17 protein-coding genes are annotated in these 24,988 nt (G+C 64.2%); 4 read left to right on the top strand and 13 right to left on the bottom strand.

The genetic code is table 11. The annotated features are described in order from the left end of the window. Positions 1-53 precede the first annotated feature (53 nt). The gene (locus BGP00_RS24395; RefSeq protein WP_292692192.1) at positions 54-2,927 is read right to left on the bottom strand and encodes a TonB-dependent receptor; all 2,874 of its coding nucleotides are present in this window, start codon (positions 2,925-2,927) and stop codon (positions 54-56) included. Between the two features lie 64 nt (positions 2,928-2,991). Continuing rightward, a complete protein-coding gene (locus BGP00_RS24390) occupies positions 2,992-3,984 on the bottom strand; it encodes an MBL fold metallo-hydrolase (protein WP_292692190.1) in 993 nt (330 codons plus the stop codon). Between the two features lie 313 nt (positions 3,985-4,297). Between BGP00_RS24390 and BGP00_RS24385 the strand changes: the two genes are divergently transcribed. The 4 genes from BGP00_RS24385 (at position 4,298) to BGP00_RS24370 (ending at position 8,754) form a co-directional block, all read left to right on the top strand. Next, positions 4,298-5,602 carry an MFS transporter gene (locus tag BGP00_RS24385; RefSeq protein ID WP_292692188.1) on the top strand — a complete coding sequence of 435 codons (1,305 nt, stop codon included), beginning with the start codon at positions 4,298-4,300 and terminating at the stop codon, positions 5,600-5,602. 69 nt (positions 5,603-5,671) lie between these two features. Continuing rightward, positions 5,672-6,439 carry an HpcH/HpaI aldolase/citrate lyase family protein gene (locus tag BGP00_RS24380; RefSeq protein WP_292692187.1) on the top strand — a complete coding sequence of 256 codons (768 nt, stop codon included), beginning with the start codon at positions 5,672-5,674 and terminating at the stop codon, positions 6,437-6,439. Positions 6,440-6,461: 22 nt separating this feature from the next. Continuing rightward, the gene (locus tag BGP00_RS24375; protein ID WP_292692185.1) at positions 6,462-7,889 is read left to right on the top strand and encodes an aldehyde dehydrogenase family protein; all 1,428 of its coding nucleotides are present in this window, start codon (positions 6,462-6,464) and stop codon (positions 7,887-7,889) included. After that, positions 7,873-8,754, top strand: coding sequence for an alpha/beta hydrolase (locus BGP00_RS24370; RefSeq protein ID WP_292692183.1), 882 nt, complete (start codon positions 7,873-7,875; stop codon positions 8,752-8,754). The genes BGP00_RS24375 and BGP00_RS24370 overlap by 17 nt, the downstream gene beginning before the upstream one ends. A gap of 29 nt (positions 8,755-8,783) precedes the next feature. On the opposite strand, the gene BGP00_RS24365 is transcribed toward BGP00_RS24370, so the two are convergent. From BGP00_RS24365 to BGP00_RS24315, 11 genes are all read right to left on the bottom strand, one after another. Next, complete coding sequence (locus BGP00_RS24365; RefSeq protein WP_292692181.1) at positions 8,784-9,410, bottom strand: TetR/AcrR family transcriptional regulator; 627 nt, start codon at positions 9,408-9,410, stop codon at positions 8,784-8,786. A gap of 39 nt (positions 9,411-9,449) precedes the next feature. Further along, the gene (fabI, locus tag BGP00_RS24360; protein WP_168605329.1) at positions 9,450-10,223 is read right to left on the bottom strand and encodes an enoyl-ACP reductase FabI; all 774 of its coding nucleotides are present in this window, start codon (positions 10,221-10,223) and stop codon (positions 9,450-9,452) included. Then, a complete protein-coding gene (locus BGP00_RS24355; RefSeq protein ID WP_292692179.1) occupies positions 10,220-11,419 on the bottom strand; it encodes an acetate/propionate family kinase in 1,200 nt (399 codons plus the stop codon). Before BGP00_RS24355 ends, fabI begins: the two co-directional genes overlap by 4 nt. Then, entirely contained in the window at positions 11,416-12,840 is a 1,425-nt protein-coding gene (locus BGP00_RS24350) for a bifunctional enoyl-CoA hydratase/phosphate acetyltransferase (RefSeq protein ID WP_292692223.1), read from the bottom strand. The genes BGP00_RS24355 and BGP00_RS24350 overlap by 4 nt, the downstream gene beginning before the upstream one ends. A gap of 2 nt (positions 12,841-12,842) precedes the next feature. Continuing rightward, entirely contained in the window at positions 12,843-14,597 is a 1,755-nt protein-coding gene (locus BGP00_RS24345) for an alpha/beta fold hydrolase (RefSeq protein ID WP_292692177.1), read from the bottom strand. Then, a complete protein-coding gene (locus BGP00_RS24340) occupies positions 14,594-16,057 on the bottom strand; it encodes an efflux transporter outer membrane subunit (RefSeq protein ID WP_292692175.1) in 1,464 nt (487 codons plus the stop codon). The genes BGP00_RS24345 and BGP00_RS24340 overlap by 4 nt, the downstream gene beginning before the upstream one ends. A gap of 29 nt (positions 16,058-16,086) precedes the next feature. Continuing rightward, positions 16,087-17,214 carry an ABC transporter permease gene (locus BGP00_RS24335; RefSeq protein WP_292692173.1) on the bottom strand — a complete coding sequence of 376 codons (1,128 nt, stop codon included), beginning with the start codon at positions 17,212-17,214 and terminating at the stop codon, positions 16,087-16,089. Continuing rightward, on the bottom strand, positions 17,211-19,952 hold the full coding sequence (gene rbbA / locus BGP00_RS24330; protein ID WP_292692221.1) for a ribosome-associated ATPase/putative transporter RbbA: 2,742 nt from the start codon (positions 19,950-19,952) through the stop codon (positions 17,211-17,213). The genes BGP00_RS24335 and rbbA overlap by 4 nt, the downstream gene beginning before the upstream one ends. Before the next feature lie 8 nt (positions 19,953-19,960). Then, positions 19,961-20,947 (bottom strand): HlyD family efflux transporter periplasmic adaptor subunit, encoded by a 987-nt coding sequence (locus BGP00_RS24325; RefSeq protein WP_292692171.1) that lies wholly within the window; start codon positions 20,945-20,947, stop codon positions 19,961-19,963. A gap of 463 nt (positions 20,948-21,410) precedes the next feature. Then, the gene (locus BGP00_RS24320; protein ID WP_292692169.1) at positions 21,411-22,841 is read right to left on the bottom strand and encodes an indolepyruvate oxidoreductase subunit beta family protein; all 1,431 of its coding nucleotides are present in this window, start codon (positions 22,839-22,841) and stop codon (positions 21,411-21,413) included. 12 nt (positions 22,842-22,853) lie between these two features. After that, positions 22,854-24,986 (bottom strand): indolepyruvate ferredoxin oxidoreductase subunit alpha, encoded by a 2,133-nt coding sequence (locus tag BGP00_RS24315; protein WP_292692167.1) that lies wholly within the window; start codon positions 24,984-24,986, stop codon positions 22,854-22,856. Between the last annotated feature and the right edge of the window lie 2 nt (positions 24,987-24,988).

Below are 24,988 nucleotides of genomic sequence, written 5' to 3'. Positions count from 1 at the left end.
GCTCTCCCCACAGGCTTGGGTGGGCCGCCCAAGGGACAGCCCACCGGCCGACATTACATCTTGAACCGGACACCGGCGCGGAAATACCGGCCGATCAGATCATAGGTGGCCGCCGCCGTGCCGATCGTCGTGTTGGTGGTGCCCAAAATGCCCGGCGCGCGGGGCGGGGCGGCGTTGAACATATTGTCCACCGAGGCGAAGACTTCGAAATTGACGCCGCCGCTGCGGACCTTGGCCGTGGCCGACATGTCAAAATAGCTGATCGCGGACACGGTGTTGTTGTTGATATCGGCAGAAGTCCAGGCGGCATCGATCACCCCCTGTCCGATAAAGCGATGACGCAGCGAAAGCGCGAGACTTTCCGAATCATAGCTGACCGAATTGAACCCGCGCAGTTTGACCGGGCCATTGCCCTGCCCCACTTCGCCCAGCAGGCTGTCGACCACGCCATTGTCGATCAGCTTGTGCTCGCCGGTATAGGTCCAGAGGCTGCGCAGCGAGACCATGCCCTTGCCCAGACGGAAGCGATAGCTGGCCTCGACATCGACGCCCGACATCAACTCGGTCTTGTAGTTCAGCGGCTGCACCAGAACCGTGGTCAGCGTGCCCGAACTGTTGCGCACCAACAGGCTGCACATGGCCGGGATCGAACCATCGCGACAACGATCGACCACATATTGCGGCGCGGGCGTGGCAATGGCCCCGTCAATCTTGATGCGGAAATAATCGACCGCAATACTGAACCCGCGCAGGAAGGTCGGCTGATAGACCGCGCCCAGCGTGGTGGTGGAGGCGACTTCGGGCACCAGATTGGTGTTGCCCGACTGGATGCGCAGCACCGAGACATTGCCGTTGGGGCCATCGATCACGGTCTGGCTGGTGGCCGAACCGCCCAGGTAATAGTCGCCAAGGTTGGGCGCGCGGATATCGCGCGATTGCACCCCGCGCAGCTTGAGGCCGCCCGCAATATCCCAGGTCAGGCCCGCCTTCCACGTGGTCACGGTGCCGCTGGTGCTGTAATGGGTGACACGCGCCGCGCCGTTGAAGTCCAACTTGCGGCCGATTGCCGAATCCTTGAGCAAGGGCACCAGCACTTCGGCAAAACCTTCCTTGACGGTGAACCCGCCCGAGGAAGGCTTGTAATTGCCTACCCACCAATTGCCCGTGCCGGGGCCGGTATCGGTGATATTGCGCTGCGATTGGGCGTCGGCGTCGGCCGAATGGCTTTCGCGGCGATATTCCGCGCCCGCGGCCAGCGTGACCGCGCCCGCAGGCAGGTTGAACAGATCGCCGCCCACCGAGGCCGAGGCGACATCCTCGGTCATGCTGATACGCTGGCGCGCGGTACCGACCAGATAGGCACGCTGGGCCGCCGTCACATTCTGTGGCCCGAACACGTTGAAGGGAACGCATCCGTTGGTCGGCGCGCCCAGGCTGGAACGGCAGACGATGCTGCCCAGCGCGAGGCCCGATGAACCCACATTGGCGGGCGTCACCTGCACCGCATCCACCGCCAGCGCAAAGGCCGAACGCAACTGGTCATTGCGCACTTCGTTGAGGATGCGGCTCAATTGATGCTCGTAATAGAGATGCGCGTTCCAGCTGCCGCCCAGCTTGATGTCGGCCCCGACCAGATAGCGGTAGAGCTCGCGCTCATTATGCGGCGCGGCCTCGCCAAGGTCCATGTTGAGGCGGCCCAGCGTAAAGGAACTGACCCCGGCATTGTCCATCGCCGTTGCCGTCGCGGCTGGAAGATAGGCATTGCTGCGCGAAATGGTCAGCGGGCTGCCGTTGGGCACCATGGTGAAATAGGGCACCGAGAGCGAATCCGCGATCGACTTGCCGTAAATGAACTCGCCGAACAGGTTGATATTGTCGGTGACGTCAAACGATCCGCGCAGGAAAGTGCTGAACACCTTGGTCGAGGCCGAGACCTGATTGGCCGCGCCCAGATCGTTGGGCGTACCGTTGATGCTGTGCTGGGTGCCGGAATAGGCCGTGGTCGACAGGCCCGGCGTCCCCAGACCGCTTACGGGCACACCGACCGTGCCGAAATTGAAGGGCGCGGGCACGCTGCCGGGAAGGAACTGGGTTCCGGCCAGCGGGCCGGTCGTGATCAGGCCGCCATAGGTGCCGGTGGGCGAATTGACATGGTCGGCAACCAGCAGCTTGGGCTGGCCATTGCCCGCCGCATAGGCCGGGTTGCTGATCAGCTTGGTGCCGACATACCAGGGGCGCGAATCCACGCGGTCGATGCTGTCCGAACTGCTGTAGGACACGCTGGCCAGAATATGGCCCCGCCCTTCGGCAAAGGCATGGCCACCGGCCAGTTCGGCGCGCAATTCACCGCCATCGCCATAGGTCGAGATGCCCTTCTGGATATTGCCTTTCAGCCCGGAAAAATGCTTGTCGAGAACAAGGTTGACCACGCCCGCGACCGCATCCGAACCCCATGCCGCCGAAGCGCCGCCCGTCACCACATCGACACGCTGAAGCAGCGTGGTGGGCAGGAGGTTGAGGTCGACCGCGCCGGTGGTCGCGCTGCCCACCACGCGGCGGTTGTCGAGCAGCACCAGCGTCCGGCTCAGCCCCAGCCCGCGCAGATTGAGCGAATTCATGCCCTGCGTGCCCCCGCCCACGCCATTGCCCGCCGTGCGCGGCGAGGTCGAACCTGAAAGGGCGGGCAACTGGTTGAGATATTGCGCCACGGTCGGCTGGGGCGCAGCGTTCAGCGCCGTCGCGTCCACCACCGTGGTCGGCGTGGGCGCCTCGAAACCGGCCTTGGCAATGCGTGAACCGGTCACGACGATGGCGGCCTCCACCGCCCCGCTTTCAGCAGGCCCGGCCGCTTCCGCCGCCAGCGCCGGAGCGCCCCCCACCATGGCCGCACCGGCCAGCAACAGTGATTTCCTCAAAAAAACGCGCATAGTCCCCCCTCCCTTTTCCTCGGGATATTCATTTGTTCGATAATGATATTCTGAAACGTCCGGGTCAGTTCGCCGTCGGCCCGCCCTCAGCCACCGCCTTGGCGCATTCAGTGATGATCCCGGCATATTTGGCATAGGCGCCGCGCCCGATCACAAAGGGATTGGCGCCGCGCGGATGGGCCCGCAGATCGTCCATGCGCGTCAAACTGTCATCGACAAACGGATGATTGCTCAGCTCGATATCCGCGCCTGCCTTTGTGGAAATGGCCGCGAAACGTTCCGAGGAGGCGATGTATTTTGCCCGCATCTCGGCATCGCGCGGCACGCCCGTGCCGCCCCACATGGCAAGGAGATGCTTTTGCCCATGGACCGTGACCGGCACCAGCAGCGAAATCGTGCCCGGCGTATGGCCGGGGGTTTCAACGATGCGGATGTCCTGACCGCCCAGCGACAGGACCATGCCGTCGCGCGCGTCCAGATCGCGGGCGGGCGGCGGGCTGAAACGGGCGGGCGGCGCGCCTGCCGGGCGCATCGGCGGTTTGGCCACAAGCCCCCAGTCCGCCGCGCTCATCATCACATGCGTGCCGTATTTTTGGGCGAAATAGCCTGCGGCCCCGAAATGGTCGCCGTGGCCGTGGGTGACGACGATATATTTCACTTCGGCGGGGTTGAGGCCGAATTTCTTCAGCCCCGCCTCGATGACATTCACGCCGTCCTCGCTGGTGTTGAGCGCATCAATCAGGATGATGCCTTCGCGCGTCCTGATTGCATAGGCGCCGACACTGCTCACACCGACATAATAGAAATTGTCGAACAGTTCCGTCGGCTCCGGCACGGCGGCATTGGCAAAGCGCGACATCGCCGGACCGGACAGGCCGCACTGCAGGCTGGCCGTGGTGCGCATATAGGCTTTGCCCGCCAGCGCCATCGCGCGGTCGATATGGACCTGCGCCTCCTTGGGCGTGGCGCGGGCCGCGCCATTACCCTGCGCGATTGCCGCGCCGCCCAGCGCAAGCAGCGCCAGAGCCGAAACCCGCGCAGCCATTCCGATTCTCATAGACCTCTCCATTATGATGTTTTGTTTTATATAACCAGCTATTGCAAAGTTTATATGTATTTTATGCCCGTTATGCAACGGATAAAAGAAGGTCGGTTTTTCTATTTTTATCGTTATTTTATAGTATATTGAATGATTTTCATCGCCGGCTTGCACTCACATTTCCGCAAATCTTCTGGCAAAAACTGTACAATTTTCGTTGACGATATGCGGGCATCACGTCATCCATCGCGCATCGACGGTGGCAAGGCACACCGTCCCATGAAACATAAAGAGCAAGGGAAGAGCAGTGCCGGTCGAGCGCGAAACACACATGGCCCATCCATCGGACCAGAAAGCGGAAGACTGGAACGGCACCCGCGTGCTGGGCGTTACCCTTTCGGCGCTGGCGATCATTTTTGACGGCTTTGACAATCAGGCGCTGGGTCTGGCGGTGGCCGGCATCGCGCGTGAATGGCATATGGCCGCGTCCGCGCTGGCGCCCGCCTCTTTCATGAGCCTGGCCGGGATGACGGTAGGGACCGCGATTGCCGGTGTGCTGGGTGACCGTCTGGGGCGGCGCAAGATGATGATCGCCAGCGTGGCTCTCTTCGGCCTTTTCACGCTGGCCACCGCGCTGGCCACCAATATAGAATCCCTCACCCTGATCCGCTTCCTGACGGGGCTCGGTCTGGGCGGCGCGATGCCCAATGCCACAGCGCTGGCCGCCGAATTCAGCCCGGTGCGCGCGCGGCCCTTTGCCGTTACCGCCACGATCGTATGCGTGCCGCTCGGCGGCGTGCTGGGCGGCATGGTGGCGGCCGACATTCTGCCAACGCATGGCTGGCGCGCGATGTTTCTGGTGGCCGGCTCCATCCCCTGCCTGCTTGCGCTGGCCCTTGCACTGTGGCTGCCTGAGTCGCCCAGTTTTCTGGCCATCAGGGCCGCGAAACAGATGCATGGCGCAGCGATCGCGCCCCGGAAACGCGCCAGTATCGGGCAATTGTTCGCCCCCGCTTTCCTGCGCGACACGGTGGGCCTTTGGGCCGCCTTCTTCCTGTGCCTGATCGCGGTTTACACCACCTTCAGCTGGCTCCCCGCAACACTGGCCAGCGCGGGCTTCGATCAGAAAACCGCCAGTCTTGGCCTGGCCAGCTTCAACTTTGGCGGCGTGGCGGGGGCCTTGCTCGCCGCGTTGGTGATCGGGCGTCTGGGTTCGCGCGTCACGATGACCGGCCTTGCCGCCATCGGCGCGGCCATCGCCACGCTCGCCCTGCTGGCCGGAACCGGTGGCCTGTCGCGCACCGGTTTGCTGATGGTGCTGACGGCGCTCGGTTTTACCGTCAATGGCGTCCAGACGACAATGTTTGCTCTGGCCTCGCATGTTTACCCCTCCGCGATGCGCGCCACCGGGGTGGGCGCGGCGCTGGGCTTTGGCCGCGTGGGCGCCATGGCCAGTTCGCTCGCCGGTTTCTATTTGCTCTCCAGCGGCAGCACGGTGGGCTTTTTCACCCTGCTGGCGCTGGCCATGGCGGGCAGCGCGGTGGCGCTGGCCATCATTGCCCAGCATATCCCTTCGGCAAGGGCCGCGAACCGCTCTGCCCGCCATGCCGAAGCCATGGCATCGCCCCGCCCCTGATCGCTTTCCACCATCTTTCTGCCGCCCGACCAAAAACATCGCGGGCCATCGCGCAGACCGGAGATAACCATGCCGCTTCCCCTGCCCTCGAACATGTTCAAGCAAAGGCTTTCGCAAGGGTCCTGCCAGATCGGCCTGTGGTCGGCCCTTGGCAGCCACATCTGCGCGGAACTCTGCGCCGCCGGGGATTTCGACTGGCTGCTGATCGATGCCGAACATGGCGTCAATGATGTACCCTCGGTCCTGCCCCAGCTTCAGGCGGTTGCGGCCTATCGCACGCAGGCCGTGGTGCGCCTTCCCCATGGCGATGCGGCGCTGATCAAGCGCTATCTCGACATTGGCGCGCAATCGCTGATGATCCCGATGGTGGAAAGCGCGGCGCAGGCGCTGGCGCTGACCCAGGCGGTGGCCTATCCGCCGCAGGGCATACGCGGGATCGCCACCATGACGCGCGCGGCGCGATGGTCGCGCATGCCCGATTACATCGCCCGGGCGCGTGATGAAATCTGCCTCATCGCGCAAATCGAATCCGCAGCCGGGGTGGAAAACATCGATGCCATCGCCGCAACGCCCGGTATCGACGCCCTGCTGATGGGTCCGGCCGACCTTGCCGCCACAATGGGCCTGCCCGGACAGGCCGATCATCCCGCCGTATGGGAGAAGATCTGGCACTGTCTCGACCGCGCAAACGCCGCCGGGAAACCCGCCGGGATCTTTGTGCTGGATGAAACGCGCGCGCGTGAATGTATCGAGCGCGGCTTTGCCTTTGTCGCGGTGGGCGCCGACGCCATCCTGCTCGCGCGCGCGGTCGATGCCCTGCGCGGGCGCTTTGCCTGATTCCAGACAAAAAGGACAGGAATTGAAACACAATCTGATCGGCGGCGCATGGCGCCCCGGCGCCGCCCTGCCCAACATCAACCCTTCGGACACGGGCGACATTATCGGCGATTATGCCTGCGCCTCGCCCGAAGATGTCACGATGGCGATCGAGGCCGCGCAGGCCGCCTTTCCGGCATGGGCCATGCTCGATCCGCAATCGCGCGCAGACATGCTTGAGCGGATCGCGGGCGAAATTCTGGCCAGGCGCGAGGAACTGGCCGGACTGCTCGCGCGCGAGGAAGGCAAGGTCCTGCGCGAAGCGATGGGCGAGGTGACCCGAGCGGGCAACATCTTCCGCTTTTTCGCCGGAGAATGCCTGAGGCAAAGCGGCGAACTGCTGCCCTCGGTGCGTCCCGGCGTTCAGGTCGAGATCACCCGCGAACCGCTGGGCGTGGTGACGCTGATCACGCCATGGAATTTTCCGATGGCGATCCCGGCTTGGAAAATCGCCCCCGCGCTCGCCTTTGGCAATTGCGTGGTGTTCAAACCCGCCGAACTGGTGCCGGGCTGCGCATGGGAACTGGCCGACATTATCCGGCGTGCGGGCGTACCGGCGGGGGTATTCAATCTGGTGCTGGGGAAGGGCGCGCAATTGAGCGACGCGCTGATGGGGCCGGGCGTTCAGGCGGTCAGCTTTACCGGCTCGGCGGGGGTGGGCCAGACAATCCTGCGCAAGGCCGGTGAGCGCGGCATCAAGGTGCAGCTCGAAATGGGCGGCAAGAACGGTCTGGTCGTGCTGGACGATGCCGATCTCGATCTGGCGGTTCAGGTCGCGCTCGACGGCTCGTTCTATTCGACGGGGCAGAGATGCACCGCCTCCTCGCGCCTCATCGTGCAGGAAGGGATCCATGATCGCTTCATCGCCCGGTTGAGCGAGGCGATGCGGGCGCTGACCGTGGGCGATGCGCGCGATCCGGCCACCACCATCGGCCCGGTGGTGGACCAACGACAGCTTGATGTTGACCTGAACTATATCGCCACCGCCCAGGCCGAAGGCGCCCGCCTGATTGCCGGAGGCGCGCGCCTGACGCGGGAGCGCAACGGCTTTTACCTTGCCCCCACGCTGTTTGCCGACACCGTTTCGCCCATGCGGATCAATCAGGAGGAAGTGTTCGGCCCCGTGGCCTCGGTGATCCGCGTCAGGGATTATGACGAGGCGCTGGAGATCTGCAATGATGTCGATGTCGGCCTCTGCGCCGGGATCTGCACACAGTCGCTCAAACATGCCGCGCATTTCAGACGCCATGCCGATGTGGGCATGGTGATGGTCAATCTTCCCACTGCCGGGGTGGATTACCACGTGCCCTTTGGCGGCCGCAAGAAATCGAGTTTCGGCCCGCGCGAACAGGGCCGCTATGCCGCTGAATTCTTTACAACAGTCAAGACCGCCTATGTCCGGGCCGGTTGACCCCGCCTGCATCCGAGACGCCATCGCGCAATTCGGCCGGACGCTGGGGCCTGATGTGCTCGATGCCTGCCGCGCCCTGTTCGGCGCGCAGCAGGAAGCGCTGTCCTGCGCCGTCCCGGCCGCCGCCCGCGATCTGGCCTACGGCCCGCATGAGCGCCACCGGCTGGACCTGTATGGGGCGGCCGGGGACGCGCCAAAGCCGGTACTCCTGTTTGTTCACGGCGGGGCCTTTGTCGGGGGCGACAAGGGCGATCCGTCCGATCCCGCCCGCTGGCACAATGGCGCCGTGGGGCGGATGGCGGCGCGGCGCGGGTGGATCGGCGCTGTAATGAACTATCGTCTGGCGCCCGACCATCCATGGCCTGCGGGCGCGCAGGATGTGGGCGCGGCGGTGGATTTTCTGCGCGCCCATGCGGCCGATCATGGCGGCGATCCGGATCGGATCGTCATCATGGGCACTTCCGCCGGGGCGGCGCATGTAGGGGGCTTTTTGCGGCTGCGCCCGGATCATGCCGATCTGGTGCGCGGCGCCATCCTGTTGTCGGGCCTGTATGGCATCACCCCGCTCGAACCCAAGGACGAGGAATATTACGGGGCGGCCGACAGCGCCTGCGACAAATCACCTCTCGAAGCGCTGGCCTCCACGCCTTTGCCCATGATGATGGCCTGTGCGCAATATGATCCCGCACGCTTTCAGGCCGAGTATCTGGGGCTGCTGCAAAAGCGGCTCACCCGCCATGGCGCGCTGCCATGCAGCATGAGTCTTCCCGGCCACAATCACTATACGATAGCCATGCATCTGGGCACTTCGGATCGAAGGCTGGAGGACAGTATCGCGGAATTTTGCGACAGATTGTTCGCTTAGCCCGGCTTCCTGCCAACGGACGGCTGCTTTCAGCCCTTGCAGCTTCCGTTTATGCCATGGGCCAGCAGTCTGGCGAGAAACCCGGCCAGGCCCTGAATGTCGGCATCGCGGGTTTTCAAGGCGCCGAATAGCGCCTCTGTGCCGGTGGCAAACATGATCGAGACAAGGAGCTTGCGTTCGCTTTCCGACAGGCTCTCCAGAGCGCCCAGACCCGCAATGTCAATTTCAATATCCGCCAGCAAAGCCCTGATCTGCGCCGACCCGAACAATCTCGACCTTATATGATGCTGGTTTCGTTCAAAGAATTCCGCGCCTCCCGGCAAAGACAGCAGCATGTTCATGAAAGCGCCATAGCCCTGGCACAGCATCGTCTCGATATCCTGCGCGCCGGTTCTGGCCGCCGCGATCTCAAGGCGGATGCGCTCGATCAGGCGGGCGACCAGCTTGTCAAACACCGCCTCCTTGGTGCGGTAATAATTGTAGAAACTCCCCGCCGAAACCTCGCTGTCGTTCACAATGTCGCGCACCGTGGCACCATCAAGGCCAAGGGTTGAAAAGACTTTCCACGCCGCCGCCTCGATCTTTTCCATATTCTGCGCGCGGGTCATCTCGCGCTTCTCGGACAGGCTGTAGGGGCCCTTTCTCTGGTTCGGCATCTGGGCACTCTTGGGTTCGACGGCGATTTTGAGGCGCGCTTAGGCCATCAATTGCTGCCCGGCGTCAACAGGAACGATGGTGCCCGTGATATGGCGCGCGGCATCGCTGGCCAGAAAAGCGGCAAGCGCGCCGACATCCTCGATCGACACCAGCGTTCCGGCCGGAGCAGCGGCGGCGGCCCGCTCGAGCAATTCGTCAAAGCGGTCGATCCCGCTGGCCGCGCGCGTGGCAATCGGGCCGGGCGACAGGGCATGGGCGCGGATGCCCTTGGGGCCCAGTTCGGCCGCGACATAGCGGGTCGCGCTTTCCAGAGCCGCCTTGACCGGGCCCATCAGATTATAATGGGCCACCACCCGTTCCGAGCCGTAGAAGGTCACGCACATCAGACAACCTCCATCCGGCATCAGCGGTTCGGCCAGCCGCGCCATGCGCAAAAAGCTGTGGCATGACACGTCCATGGCCATGGCAAAACCTTCCGCCGAGCAATCGACAACCCGGCCCTGCAAATCCGCCCTCGGCGCAAAGGCAATGGAGTGAAGCAGAAAGTCCAGCTTTCCCCAGCGCGCCCTCACCTCATCGAACAGCGCTTCAAGCTGGCCCGGTTCGCGCACATCGCAGGGTGCCAGCCAGTCCATGCCCAACCGCTCGGCCACCGGCTCGACAAAGGGCTTGGCCTTATCGTTCAGATAGGTCGCGGCCAGCGTGGCGCCGCATTGCGCAAAGGCCGCCGCGCATCCTGCGGCAATGCTGTGCTCATTGGCGATCCCGACTACAAGGCCACGCTTGCCCGAAAGATCCACCAACGGTTTCATGCCCTTGCTCCCTGCTGACCATCCAGAATGTTGAAAGTGTGGAATGCAATCATGCGTTCTTCATCGGTGGGGATGACCCGCACCGCGATGCGGCTGTCGGGCCGGGTGATCACGGGGGCATTCGCGGCATTGGCCGCCTCGTCCAGAAGGACGCCCGCCCATGCCATGCGCCCACAGATGGCCGAGCGGATGACAGGATCGTTCTCGCCAATCCCGGCGGTAAAGACGATGCCGTCCAGCCCTTCGAGCGAGCCGATCAGAGCAGCCATATGGCGCGCGACGGTCCAGACGAACAGCTCTATCGCCTCCTTCGCATGAGGGTCCGCGCTGGCATGGAGCACGCGCATATCGCCCGATATGCCGGACACGCCCAGCAGGCCCGACTGGCCATAGAGCAGGGCTTCGACCTGCCGCGCGCTCATCCCCTCCTGAAGCATCAGATGCAGGACAGCGCCGGGGTCCAGCGCGCCGCTGCGCGTGCCCATCATCAGCCCGTCGAGCGCGGTAAAGCCCATGGTCGTGTCGATGCCGGCCCCGTCGCGCATCGCGCAAAGGCTCGCCCCATTACCCAGATGGGCGACGATCACCCTCCTCTTGGCCAATCCGGGATCGATTTCGCCCAGACGCCGGGCGATATATTCATAGGACAGGCCATGAAAGCCGTAGCGCCGAACCCCTTTTTCCGCGAACCGACGCGGCAGGGGCAATCGCGTGGCCACCGCAGGCATGGCATGATGAAACGCGGTATCGAAACAGGCGACCTGAAGGAGATGGGGCGCCATGCGGGCGATCTCGCGGATGGCGGCCAGATTGTGGGGTTGATGCAGCGGCGCGAGCGGAGAGAAGGCCTCCAGCCTGGCGACAAGGGCCGGATCAATTCTTTGCGGCGCGCGGAAAACCCCGCCGCCATGCACCACCCGGTGGCCCACCGCGACAATCTCATGCTCGCGCAGATGATCCTGAGCCCAGCCATAGAGTTCTCCCAGCAGATCCTCGTGAGTCAGCCCCGCCCCGCCGGGCCAGGATTTTTCGAGCAGGACTTCGCCGTCATCCTTGCGGACAAGGATGCGCGGATCGCTGCCGATCCCTTCCAGCTTGCCGCCCGCCGCGTGGCGCGGCCCGTCCTGCTCCAGCGTGTAAAGGCCGAATTTGATGCTCGATGAGCCCGAGTTGAGGCTGATAAGAGCGCTGCTCACAAGGCAGGCCTGAACAGGCCGGGCGCCGCCTTCGTCCCGGCATGGGCCAGCAGCACGGCCACGGCGCAAGAGGCAAGGCGGGTGGTCAGACTGTCGGCCCGGCTGGTCAGGATGATCGGCACCCGCGCGCCCAGCACAATGCCCGCCGCATCCGCCCCGCCCAGAAAGGTCAGTTGCTTGGCCAGCATATTGCCCGCCTCAAGATTGGGGACCACGAGGATTTCCGCCTTGCCCGCGACCGGCGAAACAATGCCCTTTTCCTTGGCCGCGCCTTCGTTGATGGCATTGTCAAAGGCCAGCGGTCCATCGAGCAGCGCCCCGGCAAACTCGCCCCGATCCGCCATCTTGCACAACGCGGCCGCATCGATCGTCGAGGCAATGGCCGGGTTTACCATTTCCACGGCCGAAAGAATGGCAACCTTGGGCTGTTCTATGCCGATCACATGGGCAAGGTCGATCGCGTTGCGGATGATATCGGCCTTCTCGATCAGGCTCGGCGCGATATTGACCGCCGCATCGGTGATCAGCAGGGGCGTGGGATGGCCCGGCACATCCATCAGATAGACATGGCTGATCCGCCTTTCCGTGCGCAATCCGGTTTCGCGCGCGACCACCGCCGCCATCAGTTCATCGGTATGGAGCGACCCCTTCATCAGCAGTCCGGCCTCTCCGGTCCGGACCAGTTCCACCGCCGCTGCTGCGGCCGCATGGCTGTGGGGCGCATCAACGATGCGGAAAGAGGCGATATCGACCCCGGCCTCCTGCGCTGTCGCCCGAATGCGGGCCTCGGGGCCGACCAGAATGGGCACGATCAGTCCGGCCTCCACCGCCTCGGCAACGGCGGTGATGGCCGCCGCGCTGCAGGGATGGGCGATTGCGGTGGTCACCGGATGGGCGGCCTTGGCCGCCGCCATCAACCGGCGATAGGCATCATGGCTCGACAGGCTGACATCGGGCAGGCTGGCACGCGGGCGGCGCACTTTACGGGTGGGCGCCTTGACGCTTGCCACACCGCTGATGACCTCCTCGCCCGCCTGATTGGTGCACAGACAATCGAGCGTGACGATATGGTGCTGCTCGGCCTTGGCGGAAACGGTGAGGCGCGCCGTGATCGTATCCCCCACCGCCACAGGCCGCAAAAAGCGCAGGCTCTGTTCCAGATAGATCGTGCCCGGCCCCGGCAGTTCGGTGCCCAGCACGGCGGAAATCAGCCCGCCCCCCCACATGCCATGCGCGATGACGTGGTGAAACATGTCGCCCTCGGCAAATTCCGGGTCGAGATGGGCGGGATTGACGTCTCCGGACACCAGCGCGAAAAGCTGAATGTCGCGCTGGCTGAGCGTGCGCGACAGGCTGGCGGTATCGCCGATCGCGATCTCGTCAAAGGTGCGGTTCTCGATCATGGCGGGAGTCGTTGTCATCATCACTTCTCCAGAATATAGCTGCCCGGCGCATCGACCAGCGGGGCATAGCCCTTGTCCGGCGCGCCCATCGGCGGTGGAGCGACAGCGGCGCCGGATCTTGCATCAAGCCATTGCCCCCATGCCTCCCACCACGAGCCGGGGTGATCGGAGGCCTGCGCCTGCCACACATCGGGCGCAAGGGCCGGGCCGCAGGCCGGACGCATCAGGAGCTGGTAATGGCGGTGTTTGTGCCCCGGCTCCGAAACGATGCCCGCATTATGGCCGCCATTGGTCAGCGCGAAACATATTTCCGCATCGGTCAGCATGTGGATCTTATGGACCGAACGCCATGGGGCGACATGGTCGGTCTGTGTGCCCACCACGAACATCGGGGCTTTCAGCGCCGACAGGCTGGCCGGCTGATCGCCCGCCACAAAGCGCCCCTCGGCCAGATCATTCCGGAGAAACAATTTGCGCAGATATTCGCTGTGCATGGCAAAGGGCATCCGCGTACCATCGGCATTCCAGACCATCAGGTCGCTGGCCGCGGGCCGCTCACCCATCAGATATTCGTTCAGGATGCGCGACCAGACCAGATCGTTGGAACGCAGCATCTGGAACGCGCCGCCCATCTGCCCGCTGTCGAGATAGCCGCGCTCCCACATCATGCTGTCGAGCAGGTTCAACTGCGCCTCATCAATGAAGAGGCCTAATTCGCCCGGCTCGCTGAATTCGGTTTGCGCGGCCAGCAAGGTCAAGCCGGCCAGTCGCTCGTCGCCATCGCGCGCCATGGCCGCCGCCGCAATGGTCATCAGCGTGCCGCCAAGGCAATAGCCCAGCGCATGGATTTTCGGCGCGCCGGTAATCGCCCCGATCGCGTCCAGCGCGGCCATCGGCCCCAGCAGGCGATAATCCTCCATGGTCAGATCGCGATCCGCGCTGCCGGGATTGTGCCAGGAAATCGCGAAGACCGTATAGCCCTGCCCCACCAGCCAGGCGGTCAGGGAATTGCGGGGGGAGAGGTCGAGAATATAATATTTCATGATCCAGGCCGGTACGATCAGCACCGGCTCGGGCCGGACCGTCGCGGTGGTCGGCTCATACTGGATCAGCTCCATCAGGCGGTTGCGGTAGATTACCTTGCCTTTGGTCGCCGCAATGTCGCGCCCGACCTGCAGTGGCTGCTCGCCCGTCTGCGCCGTGCCGCGGGCAAGCGCTTCGACATCGGCCATCAGCAGCCTTGCGCCCTCGACCAGACACATGCCGCCCGTATCGGCAATCCGCTTTTGCAGCACAGGATTCGTCAGGACGAAATTGCTGGGCGCCAGCATGTCGAGGATCTGGCGCAGGGTGAAAGATGTCACCGCCTCATGGCGAGCGGTGACGCCTGCAATGCCGGTGGTTGCCGCATGCCACCATTGCTGCGTCATTAAAAAGGATTGGGCGATCAGATTATAGGGCGCCGCTTTCCACGCCGGATCGTCAAAGCGGCGATCCTGCGGCAGGGGCTCAATGGCGGGGTGATCGCCATCGGCGCCATGGGCGACATAATCGGCCAAACGCAGGGTTTTGCGCCAAGCCTTGGCCACCAGTTCCAACCGCCGCCCCGGCGATACCGCAAGATGCAGGGCCCAGTCCGAGAGCGCCTGCGCCACGGTAAAGGGCGAGAGCCCGCCCGTGACACCGGCAATGGCGGCGAAGGAGGCCCGATCGAGATTCCGGGCCATCCCTTCGAGCGGATCGGCGGCCTCATGGGCGGATAGGCTGTCGTTCATGGGTGAGCTCCTTCCGGCGCGTTCAGGCCGGTCTGTGATCGATTCATCCCCCAGCCACCGGCAATCGCCCGGTAAAGCTGAACGGTGGCGCTGCCTTGCGCCAACTTGGTCTGTTCCACCTTGTCGGCATCCGCAAAGGCGTCGAGCTGTGCCTGCAGCACATCGCCCAAGGCCATACGCCCCGCACGATAGAAGGCCTGCGCCTGATCGACGCGGCGGGCGGACAGGTCGCGTGCCTGCTCCAGGCCGCGCAAACGGGCATCAAGCCCGGTGCGCAAGGCATAGGCGGTCTCGACCTCTTCAAGCGCCAGCAGGATGGCGCGATCCTGTCCCGCCAGCGCCGCCTCCAGTTCGCCATGGCCTGCCGCGATCCGCCCGCGCAGCAATCCGCCGGTGAAGATGGGGACGCTGGCCTTGACGCCAACCAGACCAAGCGGGCCGCCAAAACCGGGCAGGCCCGACAAGGCGATATGGCCATCCTGTCCCATGAAACTGATCCCGAAACGCGGCATCAGATCCGCCTTCAGACTTTTCAGCCGGGCGGCCCGCGCGGCAACAATCAGCATTCGGGCGCGCACATCGGGGCGGCGCTCCAGAATGGCCGAGGGGAATTGACCGGAGGGCGGCGGCGGCACGCGCATATTCGCATTTGTCGCCTCTGCAGGCGGTGTTTCGGGCAAGTCTCCGGCCAGCACGGCAAGCCGCCTGCGCCGCGCGTCGATCAGCGACAGGAGGGGTGGTCGACCCGCCTCCAGCGAGGCCAGCGCCGCCTGCGCCTTGGTCACATCCAGCGCCTTGGCCTGTCCCATCCTTTGCCGGGCGGAGAGATAATCGGCCAAAACCCGCGCCGATGCGATGCTTTGATCGAGGATGGCCAGACGGCGACGCAGCCCCTGCCACTGCTGATAGTTTTCAACCACATCGCCGATCACGGTCAGCGCAACGCCATGGGCCAGCCATTGCGCGCTGTCGGCAAGGGCCCTGGCGGCTTCGGCATCGGCGTGGCGACCGCCGAACACGTCCGGCTCCCATTGCGCGCCAAGCCCGACAAGATAGCCCGCGCCCGTGTTCCCTTCGGAAAAAGGCGCAAGGAGCGAGCCAAGAGCGCCATCGGCCGCGGTATCGGCCAGCGTTCCCCACGCCGCGCCATTGGCCGCCACGGTGGGATAGAGCGCCGCCTCCGAAACGGACACGAGCGCCCTTGCCGCCCTGACATGGGCCTGCGCCACGCGGATATCGGCATTGGCGACGAGCGCCTTTTCGACCAGCGCGTTCAAGGCAGGATCGCCCCAAAGGGTCCACCACCGGTCGGGGGCGCCCGCCGATGGCAGACCGGCCTCGGGCGCGACGAGGCGCGCGGGCGGGGAAACCGTCGCCTGAGGCGAGGCCAGAGGAGGCGACGAGGCGCAAGCCGCCAGACCAAGCGCCGGCCCCGCCGCCAGCAACGCGCGCAGGGTCATCTTTGGGCCTTTATGCATGATTTTCGCCTTCATCCCTGACGCTCCAGCATCGAGCGGAAGCGCTGCACCGCAAGGGCAACAAACAGCACGCCCCAGCCGCAGATCATGGCCAGTTCGGGCCATACGGTGGCGGTTTGCGCGCCGCGATAAAGCACCGCCTGCGAAAGGCTGACAAATTGGGTGGTGGGCAGCAGCCTTGCCACGATCTGGATGGCGGGCGGCATGCTCTCAAGCGGCGTGGCGGCCCCGGACAGCAGATAGGCGATGGCATAGACCGGGACAGCAAACAGGCCGAATTGCGGCATGCTGGGCGCCAGCGTCGCCATCCACATGCCCAGCGACGTCACCGAAAAGAGATAGAGCACCATCGCGCCCGCAAAGAGCGCCAGAGAACCCGCCAGCGGCACGGCCAGAGCCCCATGCACCACAAACCACAGGGACGCGATCGAGGCCAGAAAGATGACCAGACCATTGGCCAGAATCTTGGAAAAAGCGATTTCACTGGCCCGGACGGGCATGACCAGCAGATGTTCGATCGTACCATGCTCGCGCTCGCGGATGACCGCTGCGCCGACAAGGATGATCGAGAGGACCGTCACATTCGTCACGATCTGCATCACCGAACTGTACCAGGCCGATTGCGAATTGGGGTTGAAGAAGATCTGGCTGGTCACCGTGACGGGCAGAGCCGCCAGCAGGCCGCGCGCGTGGAGGAAATCGAGCGTCTCGGCGGCAAAGATCCGCTGGAAATCGACAGCCCCCAGCCCGGCCTGCGTCATGGCGGTGGCATCGACCAGAATCTGAACCGCCGGGCTGCGCCGGGCCAGCACATCGGCCTGAAAGCGCGGCGGGATCTCGATCACGAAAATATAGCGGCCCCCGTCCATCGCGGCGGAGACATCCCCGCGCGCGATGTCCACCGGCGGCTTGAAATAGGGCGGCCGCACAGCATCGCGCAGGCGCCGCGACAGTTCGCTGTGATCATCGTCCACGATCGCCACCGAGGCATTGGACACCTCGGCCTTGAGCCCGGTGGCGACGAGCTGGATGGCGATGGTAAAGGCAAAGACAATCAGCGCCATCAGCGTCACATCCTTGAGAACGCTGCGCAGTTCCTTGACGCCGAGCAACCAGACATTGATCAGCCAGCGGCTCATACCTCCTGCTTTCCGAGCATGAGCCGCGAGGCCATGATGACGATGAGGGCAAACAGCCCCAGCGCCAGATAGGCTGCGCCGAAGCTGGCCGGACCAAGGCCCTTGGTGAAGGTGCCCAGACTGATGATCTGAAACCACGAGGAAGGAAAGATGACGCCGATCCAATAGCTGCCGTCGAGGAGCGTCGAGACCGGATAGAGCAGGCCCGAAAAATTCACGGAAGGGATGAGGCAGATCAGCGCGGTGGCGAAAATCGCGGCCACCTGGGTGCGAACGAAGGTCGAGATCATCATGCCAAGACCGGTGGACGCCAGCACGAACAGCAGCGCGCCCATCGTCAGCGCCGACAGGGACCCCTTGAGCGGCACACCCAGAACGGTCACGATGAGGGCCACAAGCGTGCCATAGCTGACCATGGCCAGAGCGACATAGGGCACCTGCTTGCCGATCAGGAACGCCCCGGCCCCGGCGGGCGAAGCATAGAGGTTGATGATCGAGCCGATCTCTTTTTCACGAACGATGCCAAGCGCGGTCAGCATCGCGGGGATCAGGATCATTGTCAGCATCAGCACGCCCGGCGTGATCGCATAGATGCTGCGAAAATCCTGATTGTAGATGAAACGGGGTTCGATCGAGGCGGGCATCGCGAGAGCGGTGGAAGTCACCCCCAACCTGTCGAGCGAATAGGCCAGAATGATCGCATCGGCATAGCCCTGGATGTTCGCGGCCAGAAAGGGGCTGGCGCCATCAATGAAAACCCCCACATCCGGCTTTCGCCCCGCGGCCAGATCGCGCCCAAAGGCAGGCGGAATATCCAGCACCATCTGGACGCTGCCCTCGCGCAGTCGCCCATGCGCGTCTTCCTCGCTGGCGATGGGGCGGGTTTCCACGAAATAGCGCGACCCCTCAAAGCGGCGGATCAGATCGCGGCTGGTCGCACTCTGATCATGGTCGAGCACCGCCATGCGGATGTTCTGCACGTCAAAGGAAATGCTGAAGGCGCAAATGCACAGCAGGATGATCGGTCCCGCCAGCGCAAAGCCCATGCGGATGCGGTCGCGCGCCAGTTCGATCGCCTCGCGCCGGGAAAAGGCCCAGGCAAAGCCCAGCCAACCGGCCAATCCGCCCTGTCTGTTGTCGGCCTCGTCCGGCTTGCGCCCTGCCGGTTCCGAGGTCGCAGCCGTCGCCGCTTCGGCCGAATTATCCTCCAGCACCGCAATGAACGCGTCCTCCAGACGCTGCGCATGGTATTGGCGCGTCAGTTCGGCCGGCGTTCCCACTGCCAGCACCCGCCCGCGATCCATTAGCGAAATCCGGTCGCACCGCTCGGCCTCGTTCATGAAATGGGTCGAGACAAAGATGGTCACGCCATCATCGCGCGAAAGGCGCAGCAAATGACCCCAGAACATGTCGCGGGCCGCAGGATCGACGCCCGAGGTCGGCTCGTCAAGGATAAGGATTTCAGGCTTGTGCAGACAGGCCGCCGCCAGTTGCAGCCGCTGGCGTATCCCCAGCGGCAATGCGGCAGGCAGGGCGCGGGCATGATCGAGCAGCGCATATTGCGCCATCACCTCATTCACCAACGCCCCCGCCTCGCCCTGCGGCACGCGATAGAGGCGGGCGTGCAGGGCCAGATTCTGCTCGACGGTCAATTCTTCATAGAGCGAAAAGGCCTGCGACATATAGCCGACACGCATCCGCGTCTGCATGTCTCCGGCGGTGATCGGGCGCCCGAACAGGGTTGCGGTCCCGCTGCTCGCATCAAGCAGTCCGGTCAGCATCTTCATGGTCGTCGTCTTGCCGCAGCCGTTCGAGCCGAGAAAGCCGAAGATCTCGCCCCGGCCGATCCGAAAGCTGACGTCATCGACCGCCACGAAATCGCCGAAGCGGCGCACCAGATGCTGCGCTTCTATCGCGGGCGCCTCTCCCTTGTCCTGCCATGGCGCGACATTGAGCAATTCGCCCGCAGGCCGCTTCGCTTCGGGCAGCAGGCTGATATAGGCCTGCTCCAGCGTTGCGGCCCCGGTTTGCGCCAGAATATCGTGCGTCGGCCCCTGCGCGATGATGCGCCCTTCGTCCATCGCCACCAGATGATCGAAACGCTCGGCCTCTTCCATATAGGCGGTCGAGACCAGCACGGTCAGTTCGGGCCGCTCGGCCCGCATGGCATCGACCAGTTCCCAGAATTGTCGCCGCGACAGGGGATCGACGCCCGTTGTCGGCTCGTCCAGAATCAGCAGGTCCGGATCGTGAACCAGCGCGCAGCATAGGCCCAGCTTCTGCTTCATCCCGCCCGAAAGCTTGCCTGCGGGCCGGTCGGGAAAAGGCGCAAGCCCCGTCGCCTCAAGCAGGCGCTTCATATGCGCGCGCCGTTCGGCCCCGCCCAGACCGAACAGGCGGCCGAAAAAGTCGATATTCTCGGCCACGGACAGCGTGGGGTAGAGATTGCGCCCCAGCCCCTGCGGCATATAGGCCACGCGGGACAGGAAAGCGGAGCGGTCGCCCCGCCGCGCAAGATCGAAGCCGAGCACGCCGACCTTGCCCTGCTGAACGCGCTTCACCCCGGAAATCAGCCCCAGCAGCGTGGATTTGCCCACCCCGTCGGGCCCGACAAAGGCCACCGCCCCGCCGCGCGGCAATTGCAGGCTGACATTGGCGAGGGACTGAACCGGGCCATAATGATGGGAAACATCCTCAAGGATGATGGCCATTGCGCCCATTCCCGCCGTCCCGGTCATCGCCTCGCTCACCGCCCGGCTGTTCCCCGATCAGGCCCCAAATCAGGCCATGGCTTGCCGGGATCTGTGCGGACAAAGCCATCGGCGGTCATCCCGGCCTTCAGCACGCCCGCAAACCGCCGCGCCACCTCCACAGGTATCTGCAGCTTCACCCGATAGGAGAGGTTGTCGCGCTCATTGGCGGTTTCGACGTATTTGGGTGTGAACTGCGCCTCGGGCGAGACAAAGCCGACGCGGGCGGACAAGGCGCGGGTAAAACCCTGCGGCAGGATGCGCGCCTCATCCCCGATCCGAATGCGCGAAACAACGGCAGAAGGCACGAAGATAGTCAGATAGACATCCTCCGGGTTGATGATCGACAAAAGCTTGCCGCCGGGCGCCATCATCGTGCCCGGCTCGGCAATGCGATATTCCACCCGGCCCGGGCCCGGCGAGCGGATATGCAGATCGGCACGGATGGCCGAAACCAGCCGGATCTGGGCATCGGCCTGAGCAATCGCGCCGCGCGCCTCGCCTATGGCGCCGCTTGCCGCCTCAAGGCCGCCTGTCTCGCCCGCCAGCGCCAGATTGCGCTGTTTCAGCTCCACATCGGACACCATATCGCGCGCATGAAGACCGGCGGTTTCCGACCAGTTGAGCTGGGCGAGTTCGGCCTGACTGCGATGCGCCGCCTGTTCGCCCTGTGCGCGGGCAAGGCCGCCCAAGGCCCTTTCGCGCGAGGCTCTGGCCGCATCAAGCTGGGCCAGCACATCACTTTCGTCCTGTTCGGCCAGAATCTGGCCCGCCTGAACCACATCGCCTTCGCGAACCGTCAAGGAGGCCAGCCGTCCCGGATATTTCACCGCGATATCGGTCCGGGTCATCTCGATCCGGCCATTGCTGCGCAAGACCCATTCCGGAAGCTCGGCACGGCGCATGAAATGATGCCATGCCCAATAGCCCCCCGCCGCCAGCGCCAGCAGGACCGCCCCGGCAAGAATACGGCGAAGCCTCATCTGCCGCCCCTGCGGCTGCGGACTGTCAACGGGAAAGCGTCAGCACACTGCATCACCATCGGGCTCCTGAGCCGGAAGGAAAGTGAAAGGCCCCTGCGGCCTGCCGGAATGTTCTGATTTTTTGAATTACGGCGCACCATTGCCGACGCACACAAAGCCGACTCCGGGTCAACCGCCTCTCGCAAGACCTGATTAACAAAAAATTGAACGGTATGTCAAGTTTTCCATGTATCGGATCCCAAAGGTTTGTTTGCCGTGCTTAACGGCATTCACGGCCTTTTATGGCCATCCGCATCGCCGGACATTGAGAAGCATCAATACGCGCCCGCAAAGGTTTGGATCGCAGGATCAGAGCCAATCACGCCATGGCGACCCAGCGGATCCATGCAGATGCAAAAAGGGGTTCGCACCGGACGCACCGATGCGAACCCCATGCATTTCCCCCAATGCCTTGGCTCAAGCCTTACGCGGCCTTAAGCAACCCTTCGCGCGCCGCCCGCAGAGCATCGGCTCCGGTGCCGGCATCGGCCTGCGCCATGATCGCGGCAAAGCGTTCCAGAGAGCGCTCGAACGTATCGCCATAGCCCTTGATCAGGCGCTGGGCGCGGATGATCTCTGTGGCGAGCGCAAGATCCGTTTCGGCGGCCTTTTGCGCGCGGTCCAGCCATGCCTCGATCCGGCCCTGTTCCTGGGCATAGCGCAAGGTGCTGCGCCGCCAGCCCCGCCCCATCGCCACCAGACGCAGCGCGATGAACCAGCGCAACGAAGTCGTCTCGACATGCCGTCCCTTTGACAGCGCCCGGTCCAGCCATGCCGAACCCATCACCCGCCGACCCAGCCAGCCCGGCAGGCTCTCGGCCACTTCCTGAAGGCGCGGATGCATGAATTCGGTGACGGTCAGGACTTGCCCATCCTTCACCTTGACCTCGTCGCGCACGCGTTCAAACCGGGCGGCGCGCACTTTCAGATCGGCCACGCGGATCGTGTCCTCATAGGCCATCCACAGCGCCAGATGGCGCGCGGCCTCCTGCGTCAAGTCGAAAGGCGCGCGGTCCATGGCGGCGATCCGTTCGAGGCGATCCAGATAGAGCGCCGCATAATCGCCGTCCTGATAATCCATCAGCTTGGCCAGCCCGTGCAGGGCATTGGCCAGCGCCGCATCGGGCAACCCCGCCCGCGCCCGCGCGGCCAGCACCTTGCCCATCGTGGTGGTCGGCGTGGGGATCTCGGGGGCCGCCTCCTGCGGCATGGCGATCTCGCCCTGCGCGCGAGCGAAACCTTCAGCAAACCCGGCAAGGTTGCTTTTGACCGCCTTGCCGCTGTGATGGATCGCGGCTTCAAAGGCTTCACGCGGGAAAGGCAGCGCTCCGCTGCCCGCCAGCGCGCCGAACATGATCGCGCTGATCACGCTATGGGTGCGCTCGGTGGCGGCCTCCATGTCGAAACCGATGAAGCGGGCCGAGCGTTCGCGGGCAGCCGCAAGGATCTTCTCGCCATTGCCGCGCCCGTCGCCTGCCACCTGCTTTTCGGAAATGGCATAGATGCGGTGGGTCGACCCGATCAGCGTGGTCTTGCCCGCCGTGGAGAACCCGCGCAGCACCGCGCGGCCCGTTTCCATCAGTTCGGAGGCGACCACCACATCGACATCGCCCGGCATCGGCATTTGCGCCATGATCGGCATACGCCCATCGGCCCCTGCCCCACCTTTATCAGGGCGCGCCAATTCGACATAATAAACGGTCGAGCCCGTCCGCTGCGCCACGCCCGGCACCGACGTGCCCTGCGCCAGCCAGCCCGCCTCACGCGCGACATACTGGATCCATTCGGCCAGCACCCCGCCGCCCTGTCCGCCCAGCGCCAGAATGGCAATGGCGATACGGTTTTTCTGGGTCATCCTGCCAGTCCTTTAAAACGCGCGGGCCATGCGGGCGCGATTATCGCGCGCCTGCATCCAGCCGACGATCCGCGCACGCCAGCCCTGCCGGAACTTTTCCCAGCCCGTGGGATTGCTGACGATCCGCGCGCGGTAAAAACTGGGGCACAGGATCGCGGCATGGGCATTTTCGCCGCACAGACCGCAACCGACGCAACTGTTTTCGACATGCGTCACCGGATCCTGGCGCAGGGGGTCCGGGTTCGACTTGATGGTCAGCGAGGGGCAGCCCGACAGGCGGATGCAGGCGTGATCGCCGGTGCAGGTGTCACTGTCGACGCCGAAACGTTCACGCACCACGCGCCCGCCATTGGCCAGCACCTTGCCCTGTTCACGCTTCACCCGGCGCTGTTTGTTGAGCATGCATTCCGATTGGGCAACGATAACTTTCGGCCCTTTTTCCGAACTGGTCATCGCCTCGCGCAGCAGGTCGCGCATTTTCGCCACGTCATAGGTCCGCTCGACCAGCCGCACCCATTTCGCACCCACGCCCTGCACCGCCTTGGCGATGGGGTTTTTGGTCACGCGGACCGGGTTGTCGGCGCGGCTGGAAAGGATATCCTGCCCCCCTGTCGCCGCCGAATAGCCATTGTCGATGATCAGGGTGACGGTGTCATCCTTGTTGAACACCGCATTGCCGATGCCGCTGGTCAATCCATTGTGCCAGAAACCGCCATCGCCCATCACGGCAATCGCGCGCTTGTCCTTGGGCTTGAAGGCCGAGGCGCCCGCCGCGCCCAATCCATACCCCATCGTCGTATTGCCAATGTCAAACGGCGGCAGGATCGAGAACAGGTGGCAGCCGATATCCGCCGACACATGGGTCGGACCCAGTTCCTTCTCCACCAGCTTCATCGCGGCAAACACCGGACGCTCCGGGCATCCGGTGCAGAAACCGGCGGGGCGCTGGGGGATTTCCATCGCCACGTCGCGCGGCAGGGGATCGGGCTTGGCCTCCGCCGGGGCGAGATGCGGGGCATGGGCGCGCAGGAATTTGCCCAGACCATCGCGAATTACAGCGGCCGAATATTCGCCCGAGCGCGGCAGCATGTCCTTGCCGACAATCCGGGTTTGCAGATCGGCGCGGCGGATCAGCGTGTTCAGCTCATGCTCGATAAATTCAGGCTGGCCTTCCTCGACCACCAGCACAGCCTGTTTCCCAGCGCAGAAGGCCGAAACCTCCTCGGGGATCAGCGGATAGGCAACGTTGAGGCAATAGACCGCGATCCTGCTGCTGCCATAGGCATCGGCCAGATCCAGCAATTCCATCGCGCGATTGAGGTTATTGTACAGGCCGCCCTGAACGATGATGCCGATTTCCGGCGTGTCGCTGTCCTGCCCAAACCATTCGTTCAGCTTGTTGTCGCGGACATAGGCAATGCCGGCGGGCCAGCGCTGCTCGATCTTTTCAACCTCATGCTGGAAATTGGCCGGGGGCAGCACGATGCGCTGGAGATCGCGAATCGGGGCTGATGCGGCCTCGCCCACGGTCATGGCCGGGCGGACATTATCCTTGGCGATAAAGCTGCCGGTCATATGGCACGAACGCACCCGCAATTGCAGCATGACCGGCGTGTTCGAGGCTTCGGACAGGCGGAAACCCTGCTCCACCGCATCCACCATGCTGGTCAGGTTCGGGCGCGGGTCGATCAGCCACATCTGGCTCTTCATGGCAAAGGCATGGGTGCGCTCCTGCATGATTGAGGAGCCTTCGCCATAATCCTCGCCCACGATGATGAGCGCGCCGCCCTTCACCCCGCCCGAGGCCACATTGGACAAAGCATCGGAGGCGACATTGGTGCCCACCACCGATTTCCAGGTGACGGCCCCGCGCAGGGGATAATTGACGCTGGCCGCCAGCATGGCCGCCGCCGTCGCTTCCGAAGCGCTGGCCTCGAAATGCACGCCAAGGCTGGCGAGCAGATCATTGGCATCGGCAAACACATCCATCAGATGGCTGATGGGCGAGCCCTGATAGCCGCCGACATAGGCGACGCCCGATTGCAGCAGGCCCTTGGTGACGGCCAGAATGCCCTCGCCGGTGAAGACTTCCCCTTCCCCGGCGGTCAGCTTCTTGACTTCGGATTTGAACGAACGCTCGGCCATGT

This window comes from Novosphingobium sp. 63-713, assembly GCF_001898925.1.
Lineage (GTDB): Bacteria > Pseudomonadota > Alphaproteobacteria > Sphingomonadales > Sphingomonadaceae > Novosphingobium.
This window is presented reverse-complemented; position numbering and strand designations above follow the sequence as displayed.